The organism is Acidovorax sp. FG48, assembly GCF_057809085.1.
This window is the reverse complement of the sequence record NZ_JBMDJH010000002.1, coordinates 101,460-126,867: the sequence shown is the minus strand read 5'-3', so window position 1 is coordinate 126,867 and position 25,408 is coordinate 101,460. Positions and strand designations below refer to the sequence as shown.

Below are 25,408 nucleotides of genomic sequence, written 5' to 3'. Positions count from 1 at the left end.
CGCGAACTTGGCGAAGCTACGCACTCCACTCCACGACCTTTGCAACGCCGCATATGAGCCCTACCCCCATCAACACCGTCCGCACCTACCTCGCCCACCTGCACGCCAGCCATACCGAGGGGCTGATCGCCTGCTTTGAAGACGATGGCGTGGTGCATTCGCCCTTTCTGGGCACCATGCGTGCGAGCGACTTCTTCCAAAAGCTCGCCCAGGCCTCCAGCGGCAGCGTGATCACGGTGCTGGATCTGTTTGCCTCCGCGCAGCCCAGCCGGGATGGATCGGTGCGCGTGGCGGCCTACTTCCGCTACGACTGGACCTTGAACGACGGCCGCGAGGTGACCTTCACCTGCGTGGACGTGTTCACGTTCGACGCGGGCAGCACGCGCATCCGCGACATGAACATCGTCTACGACACCCACCCACTGCGCGAAGAGGTGGGCGACAAGTACGCGCCGGACTAGGCTACAAAAGTTCTACGCCCTTGAGCGTCACAAAACTCGTCTCCCGCGTCACCTGCACAAAGTCCTGCAGGTACGGCTTGGCAGACAGGCTGGGCAGGCACGCGGCGTGCAGCTCGCCGCGCAGGCCTTTTTCTCCAATGGGCCGCGCCGTCACATACCCCCGGTCCAGGTAACTCTGCACTGCCCACAGCGGCAGCGCCGCCACGCCGCGCCCGCTGGCCACCAGCTGCAGCATGGCCACCGTCAGCTCGGTGGTGCGGCGTGGGGGGCGTACACCGGCGGGCTCCAGCACCTGGCGGATCAGGTCCAGCATTTCGTCGGGCACGGGGTAGGTGATGATGGTCTGGTCGGCAAAGTCCTGCGCCACGAGGTGCGGTTTGGCCACCAGCGGGTGCGTTTTGGCCAGCAGCGCGCGGATTTCAAAGCCAAACAGCGCGTGGTAGTCCACGCCCGCCTCGTCACCATCCACCTCCGACACGATGGCCACATCGGCCCGGCCCTGGTGCAACAGGCCTACAGGGTCGGCGTGAAAGCCGCTCACGATGTCCAGCTCCACCTCGGGCCAGCGGGTGCGAAAGGCGTCCATGGCGGGCATCAGCCAGTCAAAGCAGGTGTGGCATTCCACCGCAATGCGCATCTGTCCGCCCTGCCCCAGCACCAGCCGGGCGATGTCGCGCTCGGCCCCTTCCACCTGCGGCAGCACGGCATCGGCCAGCGCCAGCAGGCGTTCGCCCACGGCGGTGAACTGGGGCGGCACCGATTTGCGCTCGAACAGCGGTTGGCCATAGCGGTCTTCCAACAGCTTGATCTGGTGCGACAGCGCCGACTGCGTGAGGTTGAGCAACTGCGCGGCCCGCACCAGGCTGCCGCTGTCGCGCAGGGCGACCAGCGTGCGCAGGTGGCGCACTTCCAGGATCGACTGGTTCATTATTAATATTCAAGTTGATCGACTAAAACTTTCGTTTGAATAATAAACGAGCCCGCGCGACCATCGGTGCCTTCATTGCATTGCTCCATTCAGAAGAAGGAAATCACCATGTCGCTCGCCGCAGTTTCGGTAACCGCCACCACCCGCCGCCCCGTGCTCACGCACACCCTGGGCTTTCCGCGCATGGGGGCGCAGCGCGAACTGAAATTCGCGCTCGAATCCTTCTGGCGGGGCGACAGCACCGAAGCCGAGCTGCAGTCCACCGCCGCCCAGCTGCGCCAGCAACACTGGCAGGCGCAGGCCGATGCGGGCCTGGGCTATGTCACGGTGGGCGACTTTGCGCTGTACGACCATGTGGCCAACCACATCCAGCTGCTGGGCTGCGAGCCCGCGCGTTTTGGCTTTGATGCCCACGCGCCCGAGCTGGCCCGCTACTTTGCGATGGCGCGGGGCGTGTCGGCCCAAGCCGCCGACGATCACGCGGGCTGCAGCGCCGGTTGCACTGCAAAGCACACCACCGGCCAACCCGCGCTGGAGATGACCAAGTGGTTCGACACCAACTACCACTACCTCGTGCCCGAGTTCAGCGCCCACACGCAATTCCACCTGGCCAGCGAGCGCCTGTTTGCCGAAGTGGCCGAGGCCCAGGCGCTGGGCCACCGCGTCAAGGCCGTGCTGCTGGGGCCGCTGAGCTTTTTGTGGTTGGGCAAATCCAAGACGACCGGTTTTGACCGCTTCAGCCTGCTGGAGCAGTTGCTGCCGGTGTACGAAACCGTGCTGGCGCGCCTGAAAGCCCAGGGCGTGGAATGGGTGCAGATCGACGAGCCCATCCTGGGCCTGGACCTGCCCGATGCGTGGCGCCATGCCTTTGAGCCCAGCTACTGGCAGCTGGCCCGCAGTGCGCCCAAGCTGCTACTGGCCACCTACTTCTCGCCGCTGGCCGAAAACCTGCGCCTGGCCTGCCAGCTGCCTGTGGCGGGCCTGCATGTGGATGCCGTGCGCGCGCCCGACGAGCTGGTGGGCGTGGCTGACTGGCTGCCCTCGCATAAGGTGCTGTCGGTGGGCATCGTGGACGGCCGCAACATCTGGCGCGCCGACCTGGATGGGGCACTGCTAAAGCTGCGCCCCGTGGCCGACAAACACCAGGGCGAGCTGTGGCTGGCGCCATCGTGCTCGCTGCTGCATGTGCCGTTCAGCCTGCAGGCCGAAACGCAGCTGGATGCCGAGGTGAAGTCCTGGTTGGCGTTTGCGGTGGAGAAATTGGACGAACTGCGCGTTCTGTCTACCGCCTTGTCGCAGTGCGAAGCGGCCGTGGACGACGAACTGCACGCCGCCCGCACCGCCCTGGCCGCGCGCCGCGCCAGCCCGCGTGTGCACCGCGCCACCGTGGCCGCCCGCATTGCCGCCGCCGCGCCGGGCGCCGACCAGCGCGCCAGCGCCTTCCCCGCGCGGCAAAAAGCCCAGCGCGCGCGCCTCAAGCTGCCGCTGCTGCCCACCACCACGATCGGCTCGTTCCCACAGACGGCAGAGATCCGCGCAGCACGCGCCGCCTTCAAGCGCGGTGCGCTCGACGCTACGCACTACCAACAGAAGATGGAAGCGGAAATTGCCCTGGCCGTGCGCAAGCAGGAAGCGCTGGGCATTGACGTGCTGGTGCACGGCGAGGCCGAGCGCAACGACATGGTCGAATACTTCGGCGAGCAGCTCGACGGCTTTGCCTTCACCGCCAACGGCTGGGTGCAGAGCTATGGCTCGCGCTGCGTGAAGCCGCCCATCATCTACGGCGACGTGGCCCGCCCCACGCCCATGACGGTGGCCTGGACGCAGTACGCGCAGAGCCTCACCGCCAAACCCATGAAAGGCATGCTCACCGGCCCCATCACCATCCTGCAATGGAGCTTCGTGCGCGACGACCAGCCCCGCGCCACCACGGCCGACCAGATCGCCTGGGCCATCCGCGACGAGGTGTGCGACCTCGAAGCCGCCGGCATCGCCATCATCCAGATCGACGAGCCCGCCATCCGTGAAGGGCTGCCGCTGCGCCGCGCGGGGTGGAAGAGCTACCTGGAGCGCGCCACGCGCGCCTTCCGCATCAGCGCCAGCGGCGTGCGCAACGATACGCAGATCCACACCCACATGTGCTACAGCGAGTTCAACGACATCCTGCCCGCCATCGCGGCCATGGACGCGGATGTGATCACGATTGAGACGAGCCGGTCGGACATGGAGCTGCTACAAGCGTTCGGTGCAAGCGCCACAGGTGGCGCGGGCGACTTCAAGTACCCCAACGAGATCGGCCCCGGCGTGTACGACATCCACTCGCCCCGTGTGCCCGGAGTGCAGGAGATGGCCGCACTGCTGGAAAAAGCCGCCGAGGTGGTGCCCGTGGAGCACCTGTGGGTGAACCCCGACTGCGGCCTCAAGACCCGGGGCTGGCCCGAGACCGAAGCCGCCCTGCGCCACATGGTGCAGGCCGCGCAGGAAGTGCGTGAGCGGTTGCTGGAAGAAGCGGCGCTGGCCTGACCGATCCCCGGCTCAGCCGGCAGCGCGCTTCATCTCGGCCAACTTGACCAGCACCTGCAGCGCGTGGTTCAGCGGCGTCGGCACCCCCAGTGCGGCGCCGCGCTTGACCACATAACCGTTCAGGTGGTCGATCTCGGTGGGTTTGCCCCGCGCCAGGTCCTGCGCGGTGGACGAATACTGGCTGGGCATGGTGCTGGCAATGCCACGCACCGCCGCCTGCACATCGCCCGGAATCGTCACCCCATCGGCCGCTGCCACCGCCAGGCATTCGGCCACGATGTCGGCAATCACCTGCGTCACGCCGGGCACCTGCACCAGCGGGCCATAGGGCTGCTGCGACAGGGCCGACAGCGCGTTGTAGGCGCTGTTGAGCACCAGCTTGGCCCAGAGCGCACCGCGCACGTTGTCTGACACCTGGGTAGGGATGCCCGCTGCCGTGAGCTGGCGGGCCACCTCGTCGCTGCGTGGCGAAGGTGCAATCACCAGCTCGCCCCGGCCATGGTGCACCACATGCCCTGGGCCGCCCATGGCGGTGGCGACATACACCACGGCGGCGGCCACGGGGGTGCAGGCGTCCAGCACCGCGCGCACGCGTTCGTCGTTGTCCACGCCGTTCTGCAAGGTCAGCACCAGCGCGCCGGGCGCGAGGTGGGGGCATATCTGCTGCGCCGCGTCTTCCGAGTCGGACGACTTCACGCAGAACAGCACCACGTCCGCGCCGTGCACCGCGCTGGCCTCGGTGCTGGCCGCCAGGGGCACCTGCACGTCCATCGCCGCCGTCTGCAGCCGCAGGCCGTGGTCACGCACCGCCAGCACATGGGCGGGCCGCCCGATGAGCGTGACGGCATGGCCCGCGCGGGCCAGCAGGGCACCAAAGTAACAGCCCACGGCGCCCGCGCCCATCACAGCAAAACGCAAGGGCGGGCAAATGTCCGAGGCGGTGGGCAGGGAGACAGAGGAATCAGCGGCAGCGGTCATGGCGGTGTCCCGGTGGGCAAGGTAAGGAAAGGTGAAGCAACAGGGCGCCCCACTATATCGGCGGCAGCCTGCGCACCAAAAATCAAGGTTTTTGCGGCTGATGCGCTAGTCGAACATGCCTTGGAAGCTATCAAATACGCAGCAAATTCGTTCAAGGCGAGCTGGATCACAGGGCGGATTTCCAGTCACACGCACCAATTCCGGCACCGCCAACCGCCATCCGTTGCGCCCCGGCCGTGGGCCCTGCCCCCGCCCAAAGGCCCCTTTTCAGTGTCAGGAATTAAATCAATGCAAAGACAATAATTGTCTAGTCAATTAAATTCCTCATCCATGTCAGCTCCGCCCAAACCCAGCCAAGCCACCGCGTTCTACAACGCCGAGCACTACGACCCCAGCAAGCTGGTGCCCGAAAACAGCGTCGGCTACCTGATGCGCAAGGTGATGTCGTCCATCCGCACGCAGGCCGATGCCCAGCTGTCGCTGCATGAACTCACCTACGCCCAGTGGCTGCCGCTGTTCAAGTTGTCGCTGTGCGAGACCGCCACGGTGGCCACCCTGGCGCGGGACCTGGAGACCGACCCCGCCTCCATGACCCGGTCGCTCGACCGCATGGAAGCCAAGGGTCTGGTGGTGCGGGAGCGTTCCACCGTGGACCGCCGCGTCGTGCAGCTCAAGCTCACAGCCGAAGGCCAGCGCATCGCCGCCTTGGTGCCCCCCGTGCTGGCCGACGTGCTCAACGGCCACCTCAGCGACTTCAGCCATGACGAGTGGCAGCTGCTGCTGTCCATGCTGCGCCGCATGCTGGCCAACGGCGAAGCGCTGCGCCAGCAGACCCCCTCACCCACCGAACCCGCAGCCGGTTGATCCCGCCCTGTTGCCCTGCCCCTGGAGATTTCCGTGACCGCCACTGCCCCAACTCCCCTGTCCACCCGCTCCGCCCTCGCCGCCCACCTGGCGGTGTCGGCCGTTGCCCTGGCCGCCGCACTGCTGCTGGTGGGCTGCGCCAACCCAGGCCCCGCCCACACGCCACTCGCGCAAACCACCCCGGCCGCCGCTGGTCTGACCGCCGCCACCACCGACGTTGTGGTCACCAGCCAGTGGTGGAAAGCCCTGGGTGACGAGCAGCTCAACACCCTGATCGACACCGCCCTGCAAGGCAACCCCAGCCTGGCCGTGAGCCGCGCCCGCCTGGAGCAAGCCGTGGCGCTGAGCCAGGTGCGTGAGGCCGCCAACGGCCCGCAAGCCACGCTGGGCGTGGACGCCACCCGCCAGCGCTACACCGCCAACGGGCTGGTGCCCGCCCCCATCGCCGGCAACATCTACAACAGCGGCACCGTGCAAGCCAGCCTGAGCTGGTCGCCCGACTTTTTTGGCCAGCACGCCGCCGAGCTGCAGGCCGCCCTGGGCCAGGCCCGTGCTGCGCAGGCCGACGCCGCCGCCGCTGCCAACACGCTGGCCGCCCAGGTGGGCCGCAGCTATGTGGCGCTGGCCCGGCTGGTGGCCCAGCGCGACGTGGCCCAACGTGCGCTGGAACAGCGTGAAGAGCAACGCAAGCTGACGCAAGAACGCACCGCCGCAGGCCTGGACAGCCAGGTCGAACTGACCCAGGCCCAGGCCGCCGTGCCCGACGCCCGCACACAAATCGAAGCGCTGGACGAGCAGATCACCCTGGGCCGCCGCCAATTGGCCGTGCTGACCGGCCAGGCGCCCGATGCCCTGCCCCAGCTCACACCCCGCCTTGCCACCCTGCAACCCACCGCCGTGCCCGAGGTGCTGGGCGCCGATCTGCTGGGCCGCCGTCCCGATGTGGTGGCCGCCCGTTGGCGCGTGGAGGCGGCAACGCAAGGCGTGAACAGCGCGCGCAGCGAGTTCTATCCAAACATCAACATCGGCGCGTTCATCGGCCTGAACTCGCTGGGGCTGGACCGGCTGTTCAACGGCAGCTCACGCCAGATGGGCGTGACGCCCGCGTTGCGCCTGCCGATCTTTGACGGCGGCCGCCTGCGCGCCCAGCTGGGCGGCCGCGCTGCCGAGCTGGATGCCGCCATTGCCCTGTACAACGGCGCCGTGCTCGATGCGGTGAAGGAAGCCGGCGACGCCGTGGCCTCCATCCAGTCGCTCACCCGCCAGCAGGCCTTGCAGGACGAAGCCGTGGCCAGTGCCGAAAAGGCCTACCGCTTTGCGCAGGAGCGCTACCGCGCGGGCCTGGGCAACTACCTGGTGGTGCTGTCCACCGAAAGCCAGGTGCTGGCCCAGCGCCGCCTGGCCGTGGACCTGCGCGCCCGCCAGCTCGACACCCGCCTGGTGCTGATGAAGGCCCTGGGTGGCGGCTGGACCGACGACACGGCCGTACTGCACACCGCCGCCGCGCACTGACCAGCCCGGAACGCCACACCGCCCTATTCAGAAGCACATAACAACACATTCCAGAAAGACCATTGCCATGACCGCCAACAGCGAACCCCTCACCGCCAACGAGTCCAACACCGCCCGCCGCCGGGGCCTCACCCTCATCGCGGCCGCCGTCGCGCTGGTGGCCATTGGCTGGGGCGGCTGGCACTGGGCCAACGGCCGCCACGTGGAGACCACCGACAACGCCTACGTGGCGGGCAACGTGGTGCAGATCACGCCGCAGATCGGTGGCACCGTGGTGTCCATCGGCGCAGACGACACCGACTTTGTGAAGGCCGGCCAGTTGCTGGTCAAGCTGGATCCCGCTGACGCCCGCGTGGCACTGGAGCAGGCCGAGGCCCAGCTGGCGCAGACGGTGCGCGAAGTGCGCACCCTGTACGCCAACAACTCCACGCTGAAGGCGCAGGTCAGCCTGCGCAGCGCTGACCTGGCCCGCGCCCAGGCCGATGCTGCCCGCGCGCAAGACGACGTGAACCGCCGAACCCCGCTGATGGCCAGTGGTGCCGTGGGCAAGGAAGAGTTCCAGCACGCCACCGCGCAGCTGGCCGCCGCCAAGAGCACCGTGGCCGCCGCCCAGTCGGCTGTGCTGGCCGCGCAAGAACAACTGGCCGCCAGCCAGACGCAGACCGAAGGCACCTCCATCGAACAGCACCCCAACGTGCAGCGCGCTTCGGCCCGCGTGCGCGAGGCCTATCTGGCGGTGCAGCGCGCGCAGCTGGTGGCCCCGCTGGACGGCCATGTGGCCAAGCGCGGCGTGCAGGTGGGCCAGCGTGTGCAGGCCGGCGCCCCGCTGATGACCCTGGTGCCCCTGAACGACCTGTGGGTGGACGCGAACTTCAAGGAAAGCCAGCTCAAGACGCTGCGCATCGGCCAGACCGCCGAGCTGGAAGCCGACGTGTACGGCACCAAGGTGGTCTACCACGGCACCGTGACAGGCCTGGGCGCCGGCACCGGCGCGGCCTTTGCGCTGCTGCCCGCACAGAACGCCACCGGCAACTGGATCAAGGTGGTGCAGCGCGTACCGGTGCGCATTGCGCTCGACCCCAAGGAAGTGGCCGAGCACCCGCTGCGCGTGGGCCTGTCGATGGAAGTGAAGGTGGACACCGCCGACCAGAGCGGCAAGACCCTGGCCGACACCCAGCGAACCACCCCCGTGGCCGCCACCGCCGTGTTTGACGAGCAGTTCAAGGCCGCCGACGATGAGGTGGCGCACATCATCGCCGCCAACCTGGGCCGCAGTGGCAAGTCCGCCGTGGCAGTGGCATCGCCCAAAGTGAGCAGCCAGCCCGCAGTGCAGGCGCAAAAGCATGCGTCAGCCCCCGTGCAACCTGCAGTGCAAGCCCCCGTGGTGCAGTGAGCGGGGTTGACCGAGCATGACTGCCGCCAACCCCACTGCTGACGCCGCAGGCCAGGCCCCCGCTCCGGCGGCGCCTCCTGCAGTGTCGCCCCCTGCGGCGCCACCCGGCCCGCCCGCTGCCTATCCGCCGCTGCAGGGCACCGCCCTGCTGCTGGGCACGCTGTCGCTGTCGCTGGCCACGTTCATGAACGTGCTGGACTCGTCCATCGCCAACGTCTCCATCCCCGCCATTGCAGGTGACCTGGGCGTGAGCCCCGGCCAGGGCACCTGGGTCATCACCAGCTTTGGCGTGGCCAACGCGATCTCGGTGCCGCTCACCGGCTGGCTCACGCAGCGCTTTGGCGCGGTGCGCCTGTTCACCATGAGCGTGCTGCTGTTCGTGCTCACGTCCTGGCTGTGCGGCTTTGCGTCCTCGCTGGAGATGCTGGTCTTCTTCCGCGTGCTGCAGGGCCTGGTGGCCGGGCCGATGATTCCACTCAGCCAGACGCTGCTGCTGGCCAGCTACCCGCGTGCCTTGGCGGGCACGGCGCTGGCGCTGTGGGGCGTGACCACTCTGGTCGCGCCGGTGGTGGGGCCGCTCTTGGGCGGGTGGATCACCGACAACATCTCCTGGCCGTGGATCTTCTACATCAACGTGCCCGTGGGCCTGCTGGCCGGGGTGCTGACCTGGGGCATCTACCGCAAGCGCGAGACCCCCATCCGCAAGCTGCCGATTGACACCGTGGGCCTGAGCCTGCTGGTGCTGTGGGTGGGCGCGCTGCAGCTCATGCTCGACAAGGGCAAGGAACTGGACTGGTTTGCCTCGGGCGAAATCATCACCCTGTGTGTGGTGGCCGTGGTGGCGTTCGCCGTGTTCCTGGTGTGGGAGCTGACGGAAAAGCACCCGGTGGTGGACCTCAAGCTCTTCAAGGGCCGCAACTTCACCTTTGGCGCGCTGGCGCTGTCGGTGGCCTATGCGCTGTTCTTCGGCAACGTGGTGCTGCTGCCGCTGTGGCTGCAGCAGTGGATGGGCTACACGGCCACCTCGGCCGGCATGGCGCTGGCACCGGTGGGCGTGTTCGCCATCCTGCTCACGCCGCTGGTGGGCAAAAAGGTCGGCCAGTGGGACCCGCGCCGCATGGCCACGGGTGCGTTCATTGTGTTCAGCACGGTGCTGTGGATGCGTTCGCAGTTCACGGTGCAGACGGACTTCATCCACATCCTGATCCCCACGCTGCTGCAGGGTGCGGCCATGGCGTTCTTCTTCATCCCGCTGACCACGCTGACGCTGGCTGGCGTGTCGCCAGACCGCATCCCGGCGGCGGCGGGGTTGTCGAACTTCGTGCGCATCACCGCCGGGGCCATGGGCACATCGATTGCCACCACGCTGTGGGAGAGCCGCGCCGCCATGCACCACGCGCACCTGACCGAGGGGCTGGTGCAAGGCCAGGGCGTGTTTGCGCAGACGCTGGACGGCTTGATGGCCTCGGGCCTCACGCAAATGCAGGCGCTGGCGCAGATCAACCGGCTGATCGACCAGCAGGCCTTCACCCGCGCGGCCAACGACATCTTCCTGGGCTCGGCGGGCTTGTTCCTGCTGCTCATCGGGCTGATCTGGCTGACCAAACGCCCGGCGCGCACCGGCGGCGCGGGCGCGGCAGACGCTGCGGGCGCCCACTGAGCCCGTCCGCCGCGTGGCACGGCCTCGCGGCGGACACCCCAGACCAAAACGGCCGCAAGCGCTAGGGGATTATGCGCTGGTAGCTATCATTTTTGACATGGCGGCGCAGTGAGCCAGCGGGGCCGCGCCCTGCTGCAGTCCGCGCATCCCACAGCCGGTGTCGGAAATCCCTGACCGCGCGGCGGGCGCGGCACCTGCGGGCAGTTCGCGGGGTGCACCCAACAATGCACTCACCGCAAACCACTCCAACAAGGAACTGCCATGTCACTCTCGCTGATTCTTCTGATCGTTCTGATCCTCATCCTGGTCGGCGCGCTGCCCACCTGGGGCCACAGCCGCTCGTGGGGCTACGGGCCCAGCGGCGGGATTGGTCTGGTGGTGCTGATCCTGGTGATCCTGCTGCTGATGGGACGGATATGACGGGTATCTGAACTCCCGGTACATGCCACACAGCGTCTGCCCAGGGGAAGTTTTCAAATGCACACAGGGCCCTTTCGAGGGCCCTTTGTTTTGGGCGCTTCGCAGGGGCGCGCGCGGTAGGACGGCTACCCGGCCTCGGCCAGAAACGCCTAAATGATCAATTTGCAGCAAAAATACAATCAAATTGATAATATTGGCATTTCAATCATTTATTTGATATAAACGATAAATTCAAAGAATAGCCGTACCACCCCCACCATGCCCTTTTCCCCCTCCGCCATTGGCAACATGCGGCAGTTTCAAATCCGCCTGCTGCGGGGCATCCTGCTGGCCAATGTGGCTTTTGAGCTGCTGTTGCTGGCAGCGGGTGCGGCCGGGCTGGTCGCCACCCCCGGGTCGTGGAGCTTCACCCTGGGCGCTGGTACCGCATTCATGGCAGCGCTGTGGTGGGCCCTGCGCCGCTGGCCCCAGGTCTATGTTCCAGTGGCACTCATCCAGACCCTGATCGGGATGGCACTTTTTACCTACGCCCTGTGGCAGCCCCTGGGGCACGAGCTGCGCGCCGTGTGGTTCCTGATCGGGGTGGGTGCGGCCTACCTGCTGCTGGGGCGCGCGGCGGGTGTGGGCTACACCGCCGCGACCTTGGCCATCGTGCTGGGCAGCAACGGCATGCAAAGCGCGCCGTATTCGCTGCACGCGCTCATCATCTTCACGCTAGCCCTGTCGCTGAGCAGCCTGTGTTTTTACCTGTTCGTCAGTGAGGCGCTGCGCCTGTACCAGCACCTGTCCGAGCGGGACCAGCAGTACACCTTGCTGACCGAAGGCGCCGCAGAAGTCATCTGGCGGATCAACCCCGACATGACGGTGGCGTATGTAAGCCCCGCCGACGAACGGGCGCGCGGCGTGCCTGCCCGCGACGTCATCGGAAGGTCCATCTTCAAAGCCCTGACGCCCGAGGGTGCCGAAGCACTGAGACAGGCTGTGCGCGAGCGGCAGCAACTGCTGACGCTGCCCATGCGCTGTGCCAATGGCAGTGTGCGCTGGTTCGAGATGTCCAGCCGCCTGTACCGCGACGCCTCGGGCAAGCCCGCCGGTTACCACAGCATCGGGCGCGACGTGACCGCCCGGCGGGAGCTGGAGCAGGCATTGCAGGCCGAGCGCGAGCACCTGGAGGCCCGGGTCAAGGAGCGAACGGCGGCGCTGTCCGTCGCCAAGGAGGCGGCCGAGGCCGCGCTCAACACCAAGCGGGTCTTTCTGGCGAACATCGGGCACGAGTTGCGTACGCCCATGACCCTGATCCTGGGCATGACCGAGCTGGTGCGCAATCGCACGCAGGACGAACGCCTGAAGCCCATCCTGAACAACGTGATGGACGCGGCCACAGGACTCACGCGCATGCTCAACGACCTGATCGACCTGGCCGCGCTGGAAACACGCCAGGTGGCGTTTCAGTTCGCGCCCCTGTCGCTGCCGGAGCTGGCGGCCGATGCCTTGCAGCTGCTGGAGCCGCAGGCGCGCCAAAAGGGGCTGCAAATGTTCATGACCATCGACGGCGAGGGCAGCACGGCCCGCCACGTGGGCGATGCCGAGCGCATCCAGCAAGTGCTGGTCAGCCTGCTGGACAACGCCGTGAAGTTCAGCCCCTCAGGCGCTATTCGCCTGGCCCTGCACACCGAGCAAGACACGCCGGACTCCACCGTGTGGCGTCTGCGCGTCACCGACGAGGGCATCGGGATTGCGGCGGGCGACCAGCATCGCATCTTCACCCTGTTCGAGCAGGTGGACGGATCGACCACCCGCAGCTTCGAGGGCGCCGGGTTGGGGTTGGCGCTGTGCAAACGCCTAGTCGAGGGCATGGGCGGCAGCCTGGGTGTGGAGAGCGAGCCGGGCAAGGGCAGCAGCTTCTGGGTGTTGCTGCCGCTGCCCAAAGTGACCTGAGCGAGCTGGAACCCTGCAGTGCAGAGGGTCAGGTCAAGCAGTGTGCGTGCGCCGCTCGGCCAGGCCAAACGCTGACGACAGGGCAGCAAACTCGTCCTTGCCCACGGTGCCATCGGCGTTGCCTGCACGGTCCATCACCTGCAGCACGGCCTGCGCAAAGGGGTCGGTAGTTGCCTGCTGGCCCTTGGTGCGGGCAAGCCCCTTGAGGAATTCATCGTGGGTGATGACGCCGTCCTTGTCGGCGTCAAAGCCTGCGGTGATCTGCTGCTTCTGGTCTTCGGTGGCGCCAAAGCGCGTCAGCAGCGCCTGGAAATCGTCCTTGGACACCGCACCTGCTGCGCGGCCACCGGGCAGTGCCGCAGTGGTCTGACCGGACGAACGTCCCACAGTCATCCCCGCGCCAGAAGGCTGGCCCTGGGTCGCCAGAGCGCCCTGCCCGGCCATTCCCGCCAGCGTCTGCGCCTCGGGGCTGAGGGTGACCACGGCCGAGGGCTCGGGCGCCGCCGCCTCACCCCCACGCCGCGCGGACGCCTTGCCCGCGCCACTGGAGGCCGCATTGAAAATCATCGACGCCACCGATGCGAGGCCGGAAATGAGAGGGGACATCGCCATGAACTCCTGTGTGGCGACAGCCCGGTACCTTTGACCTGTCCGCAAGTCACCGCATCGCCCAGATGCACCAAGGGTAGCGGGCAGCAGCCCGTACGGTGGGCGAATAAGCCAACAGTTTTCACGCCAGTTTTGCGAATGGACAGCGGGCTGGAGGCTGCGCGCCCGGCAGTCGCACGCGATCCTAGGCACTCCCTCTGCCCGGCATCACCACCCGAATGCAGGTGCCCCCACCCGGACGCTGCAGCACCAGCAAGTCACCGCCCGCCATCTGCGCGCGGTGGTTCATGCCTGCCACCCCATGGCCTCCCAGTGGGCTGCCTTCGCCGGCGTGAAGCAGCATGCCGCGCCCGTTGTCGGTGACCTCGGCACACCAGGACTCGGCACCCGCACGGTAACGCACACCCACCATGACCTCGGTGGCGCCCGAATGCTGCAACACGTTGCTCAAGGCCTCCTGAACAATGGCAACCAGGTGCATGGCACTGTCGGCATACGGAAAACTGGACAACGGCGGAATTTGCACATCCCACACCATGCGAATGCAACGTCGATCGAGCACGGGCTGGATGCGGTGCCGGAGCCGGGCCAGGCGGTCAGCAAATGGCTCGTCCGCCGCATCCATGGAGTCCACCACGAGTCGCAGGTCCAGCATGCACTTGTCGAGCAGCGAACGGAGTTCACGCACTGCGGGCGGCTCGGTCTCCAGCAGCGCCATGGCAAAAACCAGCTGTGCGCCCAGGTTGTCATGCAAGTCCTGCGCAATGCGCCGCCGCTCTGCCGTCACCTCGGCACTGGCGCGCAGCCGCAGCCGGGGGCGCCACTGCAGGGCCCGCGGCAGTTGCACCAGCAGCAGGGCCCCCAGGCCCATCGAGATCACCAGGGCGGCCAGCTCCCACCATTGCCGATCCGACGGCCTCTCCTCGTCATAGCCACAAAACGCCATCGCAAGGAGCGCCCATTGCAGCAGCCACATGCACATGCAAGCGATGGCGAACAACGGGGGACGTGTGCGAAACACCGCTCAATCCTGGCTTTCTGGGTGGTGTGGGCAACCGCGAGCACACCTGGTGACAGCACAACCCACACACGCGGCAGCCACCTGCGTCACTCCGTCAAAAGAGCCCCCGCAGCGAGGCGAAGCGCACCGCCTGGGCACGGGTGCGCACCTGCAACTTGCGGTAGATGTTGCGCAAGTGGGTGTTGACCGTCATGCTGCTGATGAGCAGGCGCGCCCCCACCTCGACGCTGGTGTAGCCGCTGGCCACCATGCGCAAGATTTCCTTTTCCCGTGTGGACAGCCGATCTGCCTCATCGGGCTGCCGTCGCTTGTTTTCGGCCGAGTGGGTGCGGTCAAACCGCTGCAGCAACCGCCGCGCCAGGTTGGGGGTGATAGAGGCGCCACCATTGGCCACCTGCAACACGGCTTGCGAATAGTTGCCGAACCACGAGTTCTTGCCCACATACCCCGTGGCCCCGAGTTCGAAGGCCCGCAGGACCTGCTCGTCGTTTTCCATGACCGAGATCACGACCGTCTGGGCCGATGGGCGTACAGGCTTCACGTAGTGCAACAGGTCAAAGGCGTCACCGTCGCCCAGGTTCAGGTCCACCAAGAGCACATCAAAATCGTGATTCTTGATGGCCTTGCGCCCCTCGCGGACACTGCCCGCCTGCGCCACCAGCAACGTGCGGGCATCGGCCATCAACTCCTGTGCAATCACCAGGCGGATGTGCGGATCGTCGTCCACCAGCAAGACCCGCACCGGGTTGGCCTCCTGCCCGGTGAGGAAGGCGGGCCAGACCGATGGCGGATTGGAATACGTTTCAAACTGGCCCGACGGAAGCGATGCAAGGTCGCGCGCACTTTGCGATGGAAGCAACGCTGAAGACGTCAACGTTTGCGATGGTGTATCGACCTGCCAACTGCTGCTCATGGGTGAACTCCTAGGGACGTGGTAGTAAGTCCAGATGGACTGGGTCTTTCGGTTGACGCATCTACACGCAACTCTTGCGTTCACATGCATGTTCTCCAACCCTCTCATGTCCCTCTGTACGGCAGCGCACAGTGCGCCAAATAAGTTACAGGGTCCAAATTTATTTGGCAATGTTGCCCAAGTAGCAATTGGTTACTACCTAACTTTCTTCGGACGATCTCATGTAGTGCGGGCGGCCAAGCCGCGCTGGCAAAGGCTTTGCGCGGGTCCGAGGGTTGAACCGCTCCGCTATATGAGGTAGCCCGCCCAGCGTATTCGCACAAATCGCATCGGCTCGCACACTGAACTCCGACAGCGCCTAACGGCCACCGGTTCTCAAAAAGCCAGGCCCGAAAGCGCCGTCCAACCCCCTCTGCACCGCAGGTTCGCTGCGGTTGCAGCCAGTGTAGAAGTCATCTTTGAAGGATCTGTCATGAAAACCCTTGCTTTCATCACGCTCAGCGTCATCGCCTCCGCCGCCATGGCCACCGGTCCAGTCCCTTCCACTCCGGACATCACCATCACCGGCAATTCCACGCAGTCGGTATCCCTGACGTCGGTGTCCGTCAACAACAACTCGACGGGCGCGAAGAGCGAAGCCTTCCAGAACCTTGCCTCCAACACCGGCAACGTCACCATCAGTGGCTCATCGACCCAGACGGTAACGGGCTCTGGCGGCAATGTGACCAACACCGCCAGCGGCAACGAAGCCTACGCCAGCCAGAACCTGTCATCCAACGTGGGCGAAGTCACCATCATTGGCAACTCCAGCCAATTCACCTCGATGATCAACTCGTCGGTCAACAACCTCTCCAGCGGCAGCAACAGCAAGGCGGTGCAAAACATCGCCTCCAACAACGCCTGCTTCACCTGCCAGCCCACCAAGCCCGCCGGCTGGCCCTACTGAGATCGGCACCAGCTCGGCTGGTGAATAGACCTGCGAGGGTCTGATTCCGGCAGCACATCGGTGCCCGGATGAGTTCGTGCCAGGGGCACACCGGCAAGGCTGCAAACAGCAGCGCGGGTGGGCCCCTCATTCTCACCATAGGAGGTGTTCCATGAACACACGTTTTCTGGCGCCATGCGCAGCTTTGCTCACGGTCTGCGGCCTGATGCCAGGCCCCGCGTGGTCGCAGGCCCCCGGAGAAGACCCGGTCATCCTGACCAAGAAGCTCTCGGTCCAGATGCAGCCCACAGGGCCAGTGGCAGCCTCGACGGGACTGGACGGCAGCAACACCATGCCATCGTGGCTACGCGCCCGCATCGCCCGCTACGAAGCCAAGGCTTTCTCAGACGACACCACCGGCGTGCTGACCAACAACGACGTGGTCACCACCGCCAACGCACAGGGCATGCAAAAGACCTGCGTCCAGGAGGTGGGCAGCAACACCGTGTCTGCCAACACCACGGGATCGGCCAAGTACGGTCCCAACCAGGCGCCGCAGGTGGTGGTGCTGCGCGGCGATCTCGTCAATATCTGCAAATAACAGGCCATGCGCCCGGCCGCCAGGAGAGAGAACATGCCGCCCACCCCGCCGAGCCCCGCCATGCCTGCATGCTCTCGCCCCCAGCGCCCACGCTCCCCGCACCCTGTGATGCGCGCGATCCATGGAGCGCTTTGGCTAGTCGTCGGGCTGGGACTGGCTGGCTGTGCCACCCCCAGGGACCCGCGCAAGGACCAGGCCTTTCAGAGCCTGGCTTCCATCACCGACCGCCCCGTGGTGCGCCCCACACGCTCCATCTCCAGCTTCTCCGACTCGCTGATGTGCATGGACCATATGCTGCGCGATGCACAGCTGCCCACCACACTGATCACGAGCAAGCAGATTCCCGACTACTCCACCCGCGTCACCGTGGCCACCAAGGACATGGTGATCACGGCCCTGTCCCAGATGTCGCGCCTGAGCAATGCCTTCCGCTTTGTGGACTACGAGGTGGACATCGCGCGCCAGGACACGGTGCAGAACCTCACCACCATCCTGCTCAACAACAACCAGATGCAACTGCAGCGGCCCGCGCTGTACCTGTCGGGCGCCATCTCGTTCGTGGACCAGAACGTGATCAACAACCGGTTCGACACCGGACTCTCCGGCCCCCGCATCGACATGGGCTACAGCCAGAGCCGCAACGCCACCATCATCGGCCTGGAGATGCACCTCGGCGACTTTCGCACCCGCACTCTGATTCCCGGATTGGACTCCGCCAACGAAGTCATCATTGGCAACGGCGGCCAGGGCGTGGACCTGGCCGGGCGCATCGGCTCTTATGGCGTTCAGTTCAACGTGGGGCGTGACTACACCCAGGGTTCTGGCAGTGCAGTGCGCACACTGGTGGACCTAGCCACCATCGAACTCATTGGCAAATGGGCCCGGGTGCCTTACTGGCAATGCCTGACGCTGGAGCAAAACCACCCGGACTTTCAGCGGCAGCTGCGGGACTGGTTTGACGAAGGCTCGCCCGCCGTGCGCACCCAGCTCATCACACGCTCGCTGGTCAGCCGGGGCTACCTCGCCCCCGTCGCGCAACCCCTGCCGGACAACGACCCGGCGCTACGCAAGGCCCTGGCGCGCTTTCAAGCAGACAACGGCATGGTGGTGACGGGCGTGGTGGACTTTGCGACCTACGAACGGGCGCTGCGCCACTTTGTCGGGCTGTCCGCAGACGGCACCCTGGCCCGCATTGGCTGGGCCAGCACACACGCAGAGCCTGTGCCGCAGATCGCCGCCAGTCCTGCCACACCAGATGCTGCAGTGCAGGTGGTGAGCACCAATCCTGGGGCTGCCAAGTACGGAGACCCACCTCCTGCGCGCAGCATCGATCTGCAGATCGAGAACGTGTTGCTGGAGCGCACCGCATTCGAGGTGGGTGAACAGGTCTTCCTGTCGGCCACCGTGTCGCGCGCCTCCTACCTGCAGTGTTTTCTGGCCGATGCCACCGGCACAGTCATCCGCCTGCTGCCCAACCAGGCCAACACCACCGGCTGGGTGTCTGCCAACCAGGCCATACGCATCCCCGACTGGATGAGCCCCAACCCCGGCTTCATCATGGACGCCGCCAGCCCCGGCACCGAGGGTGTGGCCTGCTTTGCCACCGACGAGGACAGCACGCCCCGTTTGCCCGAGGCGCTGCGCGGACCGCCGCTCAAGCCCATCCCGAACTACCGGGCGCTGGAGCGCTTGAACGAAGCCTTCGCCACCGCCTGGGGTACCGATGGCTACACCGGCAATGCCGTGTACTGGCAAGTCATTCCACGCCGGGCCCTGCCCGCTGCAGCCGCCGCGCCGACGCAACCCGCCCAGCGCAAGTGAAACACCGTCGGTAAAGCACCGCGCAGGCAAACGCCATGACCACCGCCCCGGCGACTACGGCGCGCACGCACTCCACCCTTGGTGGGGCACACTCACCGCAAGGAATATGGCGCGCAGTCCACGGCGCTGTTGCGCAAGCCTCGGGTGCAGCGTGCCTGGTGATGGCGTTGGTGACTGCTGCTCCTGCGCAGGGATCGGTGCAGGCGCTTCCCACGCCCGCAGAAATCACCGACATCGATCGTTCCAACCTAAACGCCGCATCCCCCCAAGTGCCCGGGTCTGACGACCCCATACAGGAGAAGATGTTGCAAAAACTTCGCAGCACCGCGCAACGCGATGGGGTGCCGACGCGCAAGCCGCGCGCCCCCCCTGCCCCTACAACGCGATCAACGGGCGACCTGACGCCTGCCGATGCGGCGTGGCTGTTGGGATTGCTGGCGTTGCATGGCCTGGCCATGCCCGCTGACCCGGCGCAGGCTCAGCACTGGTTTGAACGTGCGCAAATGCTCAGCCACCCCCTGGCTCCTGCGGGCCTTGCGTGGTGCCAGCTCAGCGGGTGTGTGGCAGCACCCAATCCTTCAACCGCCATGCACTGGATTGCGCTGGTGGGCCGTGCCGATCCGGGGCTTGCCAAATACCTCGAATGGCATGCGGCCAAGGCATTGGCTCCATTGGCCGAGCCCCGTCTGTCCTCACCTGACCGATATCCCGGCTCAGCGGCCCCAGCGACGACCAGCCCATCGCTCCAAAAACTGTTGACGCAAGCTGTGCGGGCCGGCAACGCGCAGGCCGGCAACGAACTGGGGCTGGAATTCATCGCCAGCGGCGATCTCGAACAGGCGATGGTCCAGTTTCAATCAGCGTCTGCAAAATCCGAGGCCGCCGCCGCCAACGCCCGCCTTCTGGCCCGCCGCATCCAGAGCGGTCCCAACGCCCGCACCCGATCAGCCCGCTACAGCGCTGCAGATTGGTACGCGGAGGCCCAGCGCTACCACCGCGGCGACGGCGTACCTGCCAACTACACCGAGGCCGTGCGCCTGTACCAGGTAGCAGCCAGCAGCGGCGACCCACAGGGCCGCAAGATGCTGGAGCTGATCTTCTCCAGACCCTTGCAAGGCGGCGCCATCGACGTCGCGTGGATGCAGCAGCTCGCCGGTCTTCACATCGGCACCAACGGCTCGCCCACCGGCACGACCACCGCAGCACCCACCAGCGGCTGGCAGCGCGAGCCAAGCCCGCTGTATGACCTGGTACCGCTGCAGTGGCGGACGCCGGGGCAAGTGTTGCGCCGTTAGGTTGGCCCAAAAGCTGGGGACAAACACCCAATACCCGCCCCGACACGAGCGCCCTCGAAACCTGTCCTGGGCCATGGACTCCAGCCGCACAGGTAGCGCCCCAAAAATCAGGAAATGGAATCCAACGGGCTTGTAGTGCTATTCGAAATTGACTTATCAGCTATCAATTAAGTAGCAATCACCGCAGGCAACAGCAACCCCTGCTGAGCCGCCACCGCCTCCCGCAAAAACGCCCACGTAGCCTGCATGCGGGCTACATGTTTATTGTCACCGGGCATGGACATCCAGAAGGTGCGCTGAAACCGTGCCACCCCGGGCAGCACGGGCACCAGGGACGGGTCTTGCGCTGCCACAAAGGCGGGCAGCACGGCCAGCCCCGCCCCCACCCGGGCGGCTTCGTACTGGGCCAGGATGCTCGTGCTGCGCAGCGCGAAATGCGCGGGGCGGTGCAGCTCGTCCAGGATTTGCAGCTCCTTGCTGAACAGCAGGTCGTCCACGTAGCTGATAAAGGTGTGGCCCCGCAGGTCGTCTGGAGTGTGGATGGGGGCATGGCGCTGCAGGTAGCTGCGCGCTCCATACAGTTGCAGCACGTAGTCGGTCAGCTTCACGACCACCACCGCGCCACGCGCCGGGCGCTCCAGCGAGATGACGATGTCCGCCTCGCGGCGCGACAGGTGCACCAGGCGGGGCAGCGCCAGCAGGTCCACCACCAGGCCGGGGTGGTCCAGCGCAAACCGGGCCAGCTGGGGCGCCAGGATCAGGTTGCCGAAGCCCTCGGTGGTGCCGATGCGCACCAGGCCGTGCAGGCCTTGGCGCACGCCGGGGGCGGCGTTTTCCACCGCCAGAAAGGCGGCTTCCATGGCCTCGACCTGGGGCAGCAGCGCGCGCCCGGCCTCGGTCAGCCGGTGGCCGCCGGCCTCGCGTGCAAACAGGGCGGAGCCCACCTGCTTTTCGAGCGCCTGCAGGCGGCGCGCCACCGTGGTGTGGTCCACGGCCAGGCGGCGCGCGGCCCCCACCAACGTGCCAGCGCGGGCCAGTTCCAGAAAGTAGCGCAGGTTGTCCCAGTCCATGGCGTCACCGGGCCCGCCGTGCAGCGCGTCCGTCCAGCGGCTCGCTGGGCGCACGGCTGAGCGCGTTGTTGCCCCGCACCAGCGTGCGCAGCATGTCCATGAACACCGCGCGCTGTTCGGGCGCGAGGGGTTCGAGCATGCGCTCCTGCGCGCGCAGCATGCCGGGCTCCACCTCTTCCAGCACACGCTGGCCTTCGGGCGTGAGGGTCAGCAGACGCACGCGGCGGTCTTCGGGGTGGGCATTGCGCTGCATCAGCCCGCGCGACTCCAGCCGGTCGATCACGCTGCCAATGGTGGAGGTGTCAAAACCAATGGTGCGCGCCAGCGTGCGCTGGTCGATGCCCGGCTCGCGCCCCACGGCATACAGCGCAGCGTATTGCACAGGGGTGATGCCCGTGGCCTGCGTCTCCTCCAGAAACACGGCCACCGCAATCTGCTGCAGGCGGCGGATATGGAAACCAGGGAGGTTGTCGATCTCTACGGACATGAATCTAGGGTTTCTACCGATCTTGATGCGGGTCATTTTAGGCCCTACACTAATCATCAGTATACTTTTGATGTGTACACGGCTTATTGATCCACGTCAGTGGCACAACGGATGGAGACAGCGGCAATGACAGTTTTGAACACTCCCACAGCACCCGTCCTGGTCGCTGGCGGAGGCATCGGTGGCGTGGCAGCAGCCCTGGCCCTGGCGCGCCAGGGCTATGCGGTCAAGGTGCTGGAGCAGGCTCCGCAGCTCGGCGAGATCGGAGCGGGCATCCAGCTGGGCCCCAACGCCTTTGCCGCGTTTGACGCCCTGGGCATTGGCGAGCTGGCGCGGACCCGCGCGGTCTACACCGACGAAATGGTGATGCATGACGCGCTGGACGAACGCCTGGTCGGCCGCATCCCCACGGGCGAGGCTTTTCGCCAGCGCTTTGGCAACCCGTACGCCGTGATCCACCGCGCGGACATCCACACCTCGTTGCTGGAAGGGGCCAAAGCGCACGGCAACATCGAGACACTGACCGGCACGCGCATCGAGCGCGTGGAGCAAGCCGGCGACACCGTCACCGTATACGACCAGCACGGCGTGGCACACCAGGGCCAGGCCCTGATTGGTGCGGATGGCGTGAAGTCCGTCGTGCGGCAGCAATACGTGGGTGACGCCGCCCGCGTGTCGGGCCATGTGGTGTACCGCGCCGTGGTGGAGAAGAACGACTTCCCCGAAGACCTGCGCTGGAACGCTGCCAGCATCTGGGTCGGCCCCAACTACCACCTGGTGCACTACCCGCTGCGTGGCGGCGAGCAGTACAACGTGGTCGTGACCTTCCACAGCCGCGAACAAGAGGAATGGGGCGTGCGCGAGGGCAGCCGCGAAGAGGTGCAGAGCTACTACCGCGACTGCTGCCCACGCGCCCACCAACTGATCGACATGCCCAAGAGCTGGAAACGCTGGGCCACCGCCGACCGCGAGCCCATCGGCCAGTGGACCTTTGGCCGCGCCACCTTGCTGGGCGATGCCGCCCACCCCACCCTGCAGTACCTGGCCCAGGGCGCCTGCATGGCGCTGGAAGACGCGGTGACGCTGGGCGAGGCCCTCAAGCGCTGCCACCAAGACTTCCCCCAGGCACTGTCGCTGTACGAGCGCTCCCGCATCGCCCGCACGGCACGCGTGGTGCTGTCGGCACGCGAAATGGGCCGCATCTTCCACGCCCAGGGCGTGGAGCGCCTGGTGCGCAACGACCTCTGGAAAGGCCGCAGCCCCGAGCGTTTTTACGACGCGATGGAGTGGCTGTATGCCTGGAAGGTCGACAACTGCCTGGCCGACTGAGCCAGCCGTGCGCCCTGCCCCATCGATCTTCCCCCCTCCCCCACATTCAACCCAAGGAATTCCCATGAGCGCGATGGATCCCGTACTGTCCCCCGTTCGCCTGACCGCCGTGGCGGCCCATGGCCAGCCCGAGCCCACCCCCGCGCTGGAACAGCTGTACCGCGGCTTTGAGCAGGAAATGCTGGTGCCGCTGTGGACGCAGATCGGCGACCTGATGCCCCCGCATCCGCAGAGCAAGGCCAGCGCCCACCTGTGGCGGTGGGACCGGCTGGTGCCGCTGGCCGATGAAGCCGGCCGCATCGTGCCCGTGGGGCGCGGGGGCGAGCGCCGGGCCATCGCCCTGGCCAACCCATCCCTGGGCGGCAGACCATTTGCCACACCCACGCTGTGGGCGGCCATCCAGTACCTGATGCCAGGCGAGGACGCGCCCGAACACCGCCACACACAGCACGCGTTCCGCTTCATCGTGGAGGGCGAAGGTGTGTGGACCGTGGTCAACGGCGACTCGGTGCGCATGTCGCGCGGCGACTTCCTGCCCCAGGGCGGGTGGAACTGGCACGCCCACCACAACGCGGCCGACAAGCCCATGGCCTGGATCGACGGGCTGGACATTCCGTTCGCCTACTTCACCGAGTCCCAGTTCTTCGAGGTGGGGCGCGACGCCATCAGCCCGGCAGAGCGGATCACGCCCATGCTCTCACGCTCCGAACGACTGTGGGCGCATCCGGGCCTGCGCCCGGTGTCGCAACTGCAGGACCAGCCCGTCACCCCCATGCTGGCCTACCGCTGGGTGGACACCGACAAGGCCCTCAACGAACAACTGGCGCTGGAAGCCGAGGGCCACCCCGCCACGCTGAGCCCCGGCCACGCTGCCGTGCGCTACACCAACCCCACCAATGGCCGCGACGTGCTGCCCACCATCCGCTGCGAGATGCACCGCGTGCGCAGCGGCGCCACCACCCGCACGCGCCGCGAGGTGGGTTCGTCCGTGTTCCAGGTGTTTGACGGCCAGGGCACCGTGAAGGTGGGAGACCACCAGTGGCAGGTGCGCCGTGGGGACATGTTTGTGGTGCCGTCCTGGCAACCCTTCACGGCCCAGTGCGATGCCAGCCAGCCCTCGCTGGATCTGTTCCGCTTCAGCGACACACCGATTTTTGAGGCCGTGCATGCCTGGCGCGAGCAGGTAGAGCCCGCGTAACCACAACCCCGTCCCATTCGTTCCTTGCAGCGTCTGCCCGCCCTCGCGGGTCGGCCCTGCACTCCTCTTTGACCAGAAGCCCCGATGACTGCTACCTCTTACCTCTGGACCCCACCGCCTGTTCAATCGCTGCCAGTGCGCGGCAGCGCGCAGCGCCTGCCCATCCACCGCCTGTTCTTTGTGGGCCGCAACTACCACGCGCATGCCGTCGAAATGGGCCGCCCCGTGGACAAGAGCGTGGAGCGCCCCTTCTACTTCACCAAGGCCCCCCAGACGCTGACCGAATCTGGCGCCACCGTGGTCTACCCGCCCGAGACGCAGAACTACCACTTCGAGATGGAACTGGTCGTGGCGATTGGCAAGGCCGGGTTCCGCATCCCAGCCGAGCAGGCGCATGAGTACATCTACGGCTACGCCTGCGGCCTGGATATGACCCGCCGCGACCTGCAACTGGTGGCGCGCGACAAAGGCCGCCCCTGGGACCTGGGCAAAGACGTGGAGCAATCCTCCGTGGCGAGCGAGGTGGTGCCCATGCCGGGCCAGGTGATCGAGTTCGGAGTGATCGAGCTGTCGGTCAACGGCGCGGTCAAGCAGCAGTCCAACGTGGACAAGCTGATCTGGAACATCCGCGAGATCATTGCCGACCTCTCCCTGTTCTACCACCTGCAGCCCGGCGACCTCATCTACACCGGCACGCCCGAAGGTGTGGGCGCCGTGGTGCCCGGCGACCACATCACCGGCCGCGTGGAGGGAGTGAGCGAGATCGCGCTGACCGTGGGCCAGCCCGCATAAAACGAGGACCGCCCCATGAAGCTCTACAGCTTTTTCCGCAGCGGCACCTCGCACCGCCTGCGCATCGCGCTCCACCTCAAGGGCCTCACGCCCGACTACGTGCCGGTGGACCTGCGCGTGGACGAGCAGGCCGAAGCACCGTTCAAGGCCATCAACCCGCAGGGCCTGGTGCCTGCGCTGGAGATTGACAACGGCCAGGTGCTGATCCAGTCACCCGCCATCATTGAATGGCTGGAAGAGCGCTATCCCACGCCCCCACTGCTGCCTGCCGACCCACTGGCCCGCGCCCAGGTGCGCGCACTGGCTGCCATCGTGGGCTGCGATGTGCACCCCATCAACAACCGCCGCATCCTGCAGACCTTGCGCAAGCAGTTTGGCGCGGACGAAGCTGCCATCAACGCCTGGTGCGCCACCTGGATCACCGCCGGGTTTGACGCCATCGAAGCGCTGCTGGCCAAGGACACCACGCGCGGCAGCTACTGCTTTGGCGGCACGCCCAGCCTGGCCGATGTGTACCTGATTCCGCAGGTCGAAAGCGCCCGCCGCTTTGGCGTGGACATGGCCGCCTGGCCGCTCATCCGCGCGGTGGACGCCGCCTGCGCCGAGCTGCCTGCCTTTGCCAGCGCCGCCCCTGCGGCCCAGCCAGACGCCTGACGCTGCCACGACACCG

The 25,408-nt window shown here is 66.6% G+C and carries 23 protein-coding genes; 16 read left to right on the top strand and 7 right to left on the bottom strand.

Translation table 11 applies throughout. The features are described 5' to 3' along the window. Positions 1-53 precede the first annotated feature (53 nt). The gene (locus ACODSU_RS03540; protein WP_295944775.1) at positions 54-461 is read left to right on the top strand and encodes a nuclear transport factor 2 family protein; all 408 of its coding nucleotides are present in this window, start codon (positions 54-56) and stop codon (positions 459-461) included. A 1-nt stretch (position 462) separates the two neighbouring features. On the opposite strand, the gene ACODSU_RS03535 is transcribed toward ACODSU_RS03540, so the two are convergent. Next, a complete protein-coding gene (locus tag ACODSU_RS03535; RefSeq protein ID WP_422849519.1) occupies positions 463-1,389 on the bottom strand; it encodes a LysR family transcriptional regulator in 927 nt (308 codons plus the stop codon). 108 nt (positions 1,390-1,497) lie between these two features. Here ACODSU_RS03535 and metE point away from each other — a divergent pair, with 108 nt between their 5' ends. Beyond that, positions 1,498-3,912: a 5-methyltetrahydropteroyltriglutamate--homocysteine S-methyltransferase gene (gene metE, locus ACODSU_RS03530; protein ID WP_488840129.1), complete on the top strand. Its 2,415-nt coding sequence runs from the start codon at positions 1,498-1,500 to the stop codon at positions 3,910-3,912. 12 nt (positions 3,913-3,924) lie between these two features. Here metE and ACODSU_RS03525 read toward each other — a convergent pair whose 3' ends face one another. After that, positions 3,925-4,890: a ketopantoate reductase family protein gene (locus ACODSU_RS03525; protein WP_110958757.1), complete on the bottom strand. Its 966-nt coding sequence runs from the start codon at positions 4,888-4,890 to the stop codon at positions 3,925-3,927. A 330-nt stretch (positions 4,891-5,220) separates the two neighbouring features. On the opposite strand from ACODSU_RS03525, the gene ACODSU_RS03520 reads away from it, so the two are divergent. From ACODSU_RS03520 to ACODSU_RS03495, 6 genes are all read left to right on the top strand, one after another. Next, on the top strand, positions 5,221-5,754 hold the full coding sequence (locus ACODSU_RS03520; RefSeq protein WP_488840126.1) for a MarR family winged helix-turn-helix transcriptional regulator: 534 nt from the start codon (positions 5,221-5,223) through the stop codon (positions 5,752-5,754). Between the two features lie 33 nt (positions 5,755-5,787). Then, positions 5,788-7,266: an efflux transporter outer membrane subunit gene (locus ACODSU_RS03515; RefSeq protein ID WP_488840125.1), complete on the top strand. Its 1,479-nt coding sequence runs from the start codon at positions 5,788-5,790 to the stop codon at positions 7,264-7,266. A 67-nt stretch (positions 7,267-7,333) separates the two neighbouring features. After that, positions 7,334-8,659, top strand: a complete 1,326-nt coding sequence (locus tag ACODSU_RS03510; RefSeq protein WP_309824038.1) for an HlyD family efflux transporter periplasmic adaptor subunit — start codon at positions 7,334-7,336, stop codon at positions 8,657-8,659. 16 nt (positions 8,660-8,675) lie between these two features. After that, the gene (locus ACODSU_RS03505; RefSeq protein ID WP_488840122.1) at positions 8,676-10,319 is read left to right on the top strand and encodes a DHA2 family efflux MFS transporter permease subunit; all 1,644 of its coding nucleotides are present in this window, start codon (positions 8,676-8,678) and stop codon (positions 10,317-10,319) included. Positions 10,320-10,580: 261 nt separating this feature from the next. Then, the gene (locus ACODSU_RS03500) at positions 10,581-10,739 is read left to right on the top strand and encodes a DUF3309 family protein (RefSeq protein ID WP_007856361.1); all 159 of its coding nucleotides are present in this window, start codon (positions 10,581-10,583) and stop codon (positions 10,737-10,739) included. 258 nt (positions 10,740-10,997) lie between these two features. Continuing rightward, positions 10,998-12,677 carry a sensor histidine kinase gene (locus tag ACODSU_RS03495; RefSeq protein WP_488840120.1) on the top strand — a complete coding sequence of 560 codons (1,680 nt, stop codon included), beginning with the start codon at positions 10,998-11,000 and terminating at the stop codon, positions 12,675-12,677. A 33-nt stretch (positions 12,678-12,710) separates the two neighbouring features. Here ACODSU_RS03495 and ACODSU_RS03490 read toward each other — a convergent pair whose 3' ends face one another. From ACODSU_RS03490 to ACODSU_RS03480, 3 genes are all read right to left on the bottom strand, one after another. Continuing rightward, positions 12,711-13,283: an EF-hand domain-containing protein gene (locus tag ACODSU_RS03490; protein ID WP_488840118.1), complete on the bottom strand. Its 573-nt coding sequence runs from the start codon at positions 13,281-13,283 to the stop codon at positions 12,711-12,713. A gap of 187 nt (positions 13,284-13,470) precedes the next feature. Continuing rightward, positions 13,471-14,286, bottom strand: coding sequence for a sensor histidine kinase (locus ACODSU_RS03485; RefSeq protein WP_488840116.1), 816 nt, complete (start codon positions 14,284-14,286; stop codon positions 13,471-13,473). Between the two features lie 115 nt (positions 14,287-14,401). Continuing rightward, positions 14,402-15,220 carry a LuxR C-terminal-related transcriptional regulator gene (locus ACODSU_RS03480; RefSeq protein ID WP_488840114.1) on the bottom strand — a complete coding sequence of 273 codons (819 nt, stop codon included), beginning with the start codon at positions 15,218-15,220 and terminating at the stop codon, positions 14,402-14,404. A gap of 472 nt (positions 15,221-15,692) precedes the next feature. Here ACODSU_RS03480 and ACODSU_RS03475 point away from each other — a divergent pair, with 472 nt between their 5' ends. The 4 genes from ACODSU_RS03475 to ACODSU_RS03460 all read left to right on the top strand — a co-directional run bounded on the left by ACODSU_RS03475 (position 15,693) and on the right by ACODSU_RS03460 (position 19,862). Next, on the top strand, positions 15,693-16,166 hold the full coding sequence (locus ACODSU_RS03475) for a hypothetical protein (RefSeq protein ID WP_488840112.1): 474 nt from the start codon (positions 15,693-15,695) through the stop codon (positions 16,164-16,166). A gap of 151 nt (positions 16,167-16,317) precedes the next feature. Then, positions 16,318-16,746 (top strand): hypothetical protein, encoded by a 429-nt coding sequence (locus ACODSU_RS03470; protein WP_488840110.1) that lies wholly within the window; start codon positions 16,318-16,320, stop codon positions 16,744-16,746. Positions 16,747-16,854: 108 nt separating this feature from the next. Next, on the top strand, positions 16,855-18,567 hold the full coding sequence (locus ACODSU_RS03465) for a DUF4384 domain-containing protein (protein ID WP_488840545.1): 1,713 nt from the start codon (positions 16,855-16,857) through the stop codon (positions 18,565-18,567). 161 nt (positions 18,568-18,728) lie between these two features. Next, the gene (locus ACODSU_RS03460; protein WP_488840108.1) at positions 18,729-19,862 is read left to right on the top strand and encodes an SEL1-like repeat protein; all 1,134 of its coding nucleotides are present in this window, start codon (positions 18,729-18,731) and stop codon (positions 19,860-19,862) included. A gap of 167 nt (positions 19,863-20,029) precedes the next feature. Here ACODSU_RS03460 and ACODSU_RS03455 read toward each other — a convergent pair whose 3' ends face one another. Together ACODSU_RS03455 and ACODSU_RS03450 are read right to left on the bottom strand one after the other, a co-directional pair. Beyond that, a complete protein-coding gene (locus ACODSU_RS03455; protein ID WP_056062476.1) occupies positions 20,030-20,932 on the bottom strand; it encodes a LysR family transcriptional regulator in 903 nt (300 codons plus the stop codon). 4 nt (positions 20,933-20,936) lie between these two features. Further along, complete coding sequence (locus ACODSU_RS03450) at positions 20,937-21,419, bottom strand: MarR family winged helix-turn-helix transcriptional regulator (RefSeq protein ID WP_110958762.1); 483 nt, start codon at positions 21,417-21,419, stop codon at positions 20,937-20,939. A 126-nt stretch (positions 21,420-21,545) separates the two neighbouring features. Between ACODSU_RS03450 and ACODSU_RS03445 the strand changes: the two genes are divergently transcribed. The 4 genes from ACODSU_RS03445 to maiA all read left to right on the top strand — a co-directional run bounded on the left by ACODSU_RS03445 (position 21,546) and on the right by maiA (position 25,392). Next, positions 21,546-22,748: a 3-hydroxybenzoate 6-monooxygenase gene (locus ACODSU_RS03445; protein WP_488840106.1), complete on the top strand. Its 1,203-nt coding sequence runs from the start codon at positions 21,546-21,548 to the stop codon at positions 22,746-22,748. Between the two features lie 64 nt (positions 22,749-22,812). Then, positions 22,813-23,946, top strand: coding sequence for a cupin domain-containing protein (locus tag ACODSU_RS03440; RefSeq protein ID WP_488840104.1), 1,134 nt, complete (start codon positions 22,813-22,815; stop codon positions 23,944-23,946). A gap of 84 nt (positions 23,947-24,030) precedes the next feature. Next, positions 24,031-24,738: a fumarylacetoacetate hydrolase family protein gene (locus ACODSU_RS03435; RefSeq protein ID WP_488840102.1), complete on the top strand. Its 708-nt coding sequence runs from the start codon at positions 24,031-24,033 to the stop codon at positions 24,736-24,738. Between the two features lie 15 nt (positions 24,739-24,753). Further along, positions 24,754-25,392: a maleylacetoacetate isomerase gene (gene maiA / locus ACODSU_RS03430; protein ID WP_488840100.1), complete on the top strand. Its 639-nt coding sequence runs from the start codon at positions 24,754-24,756 to the stop codon at positions 25,390-25,392. Positions 25,393-25,408 lie beyond the last annotated feature (16 nt).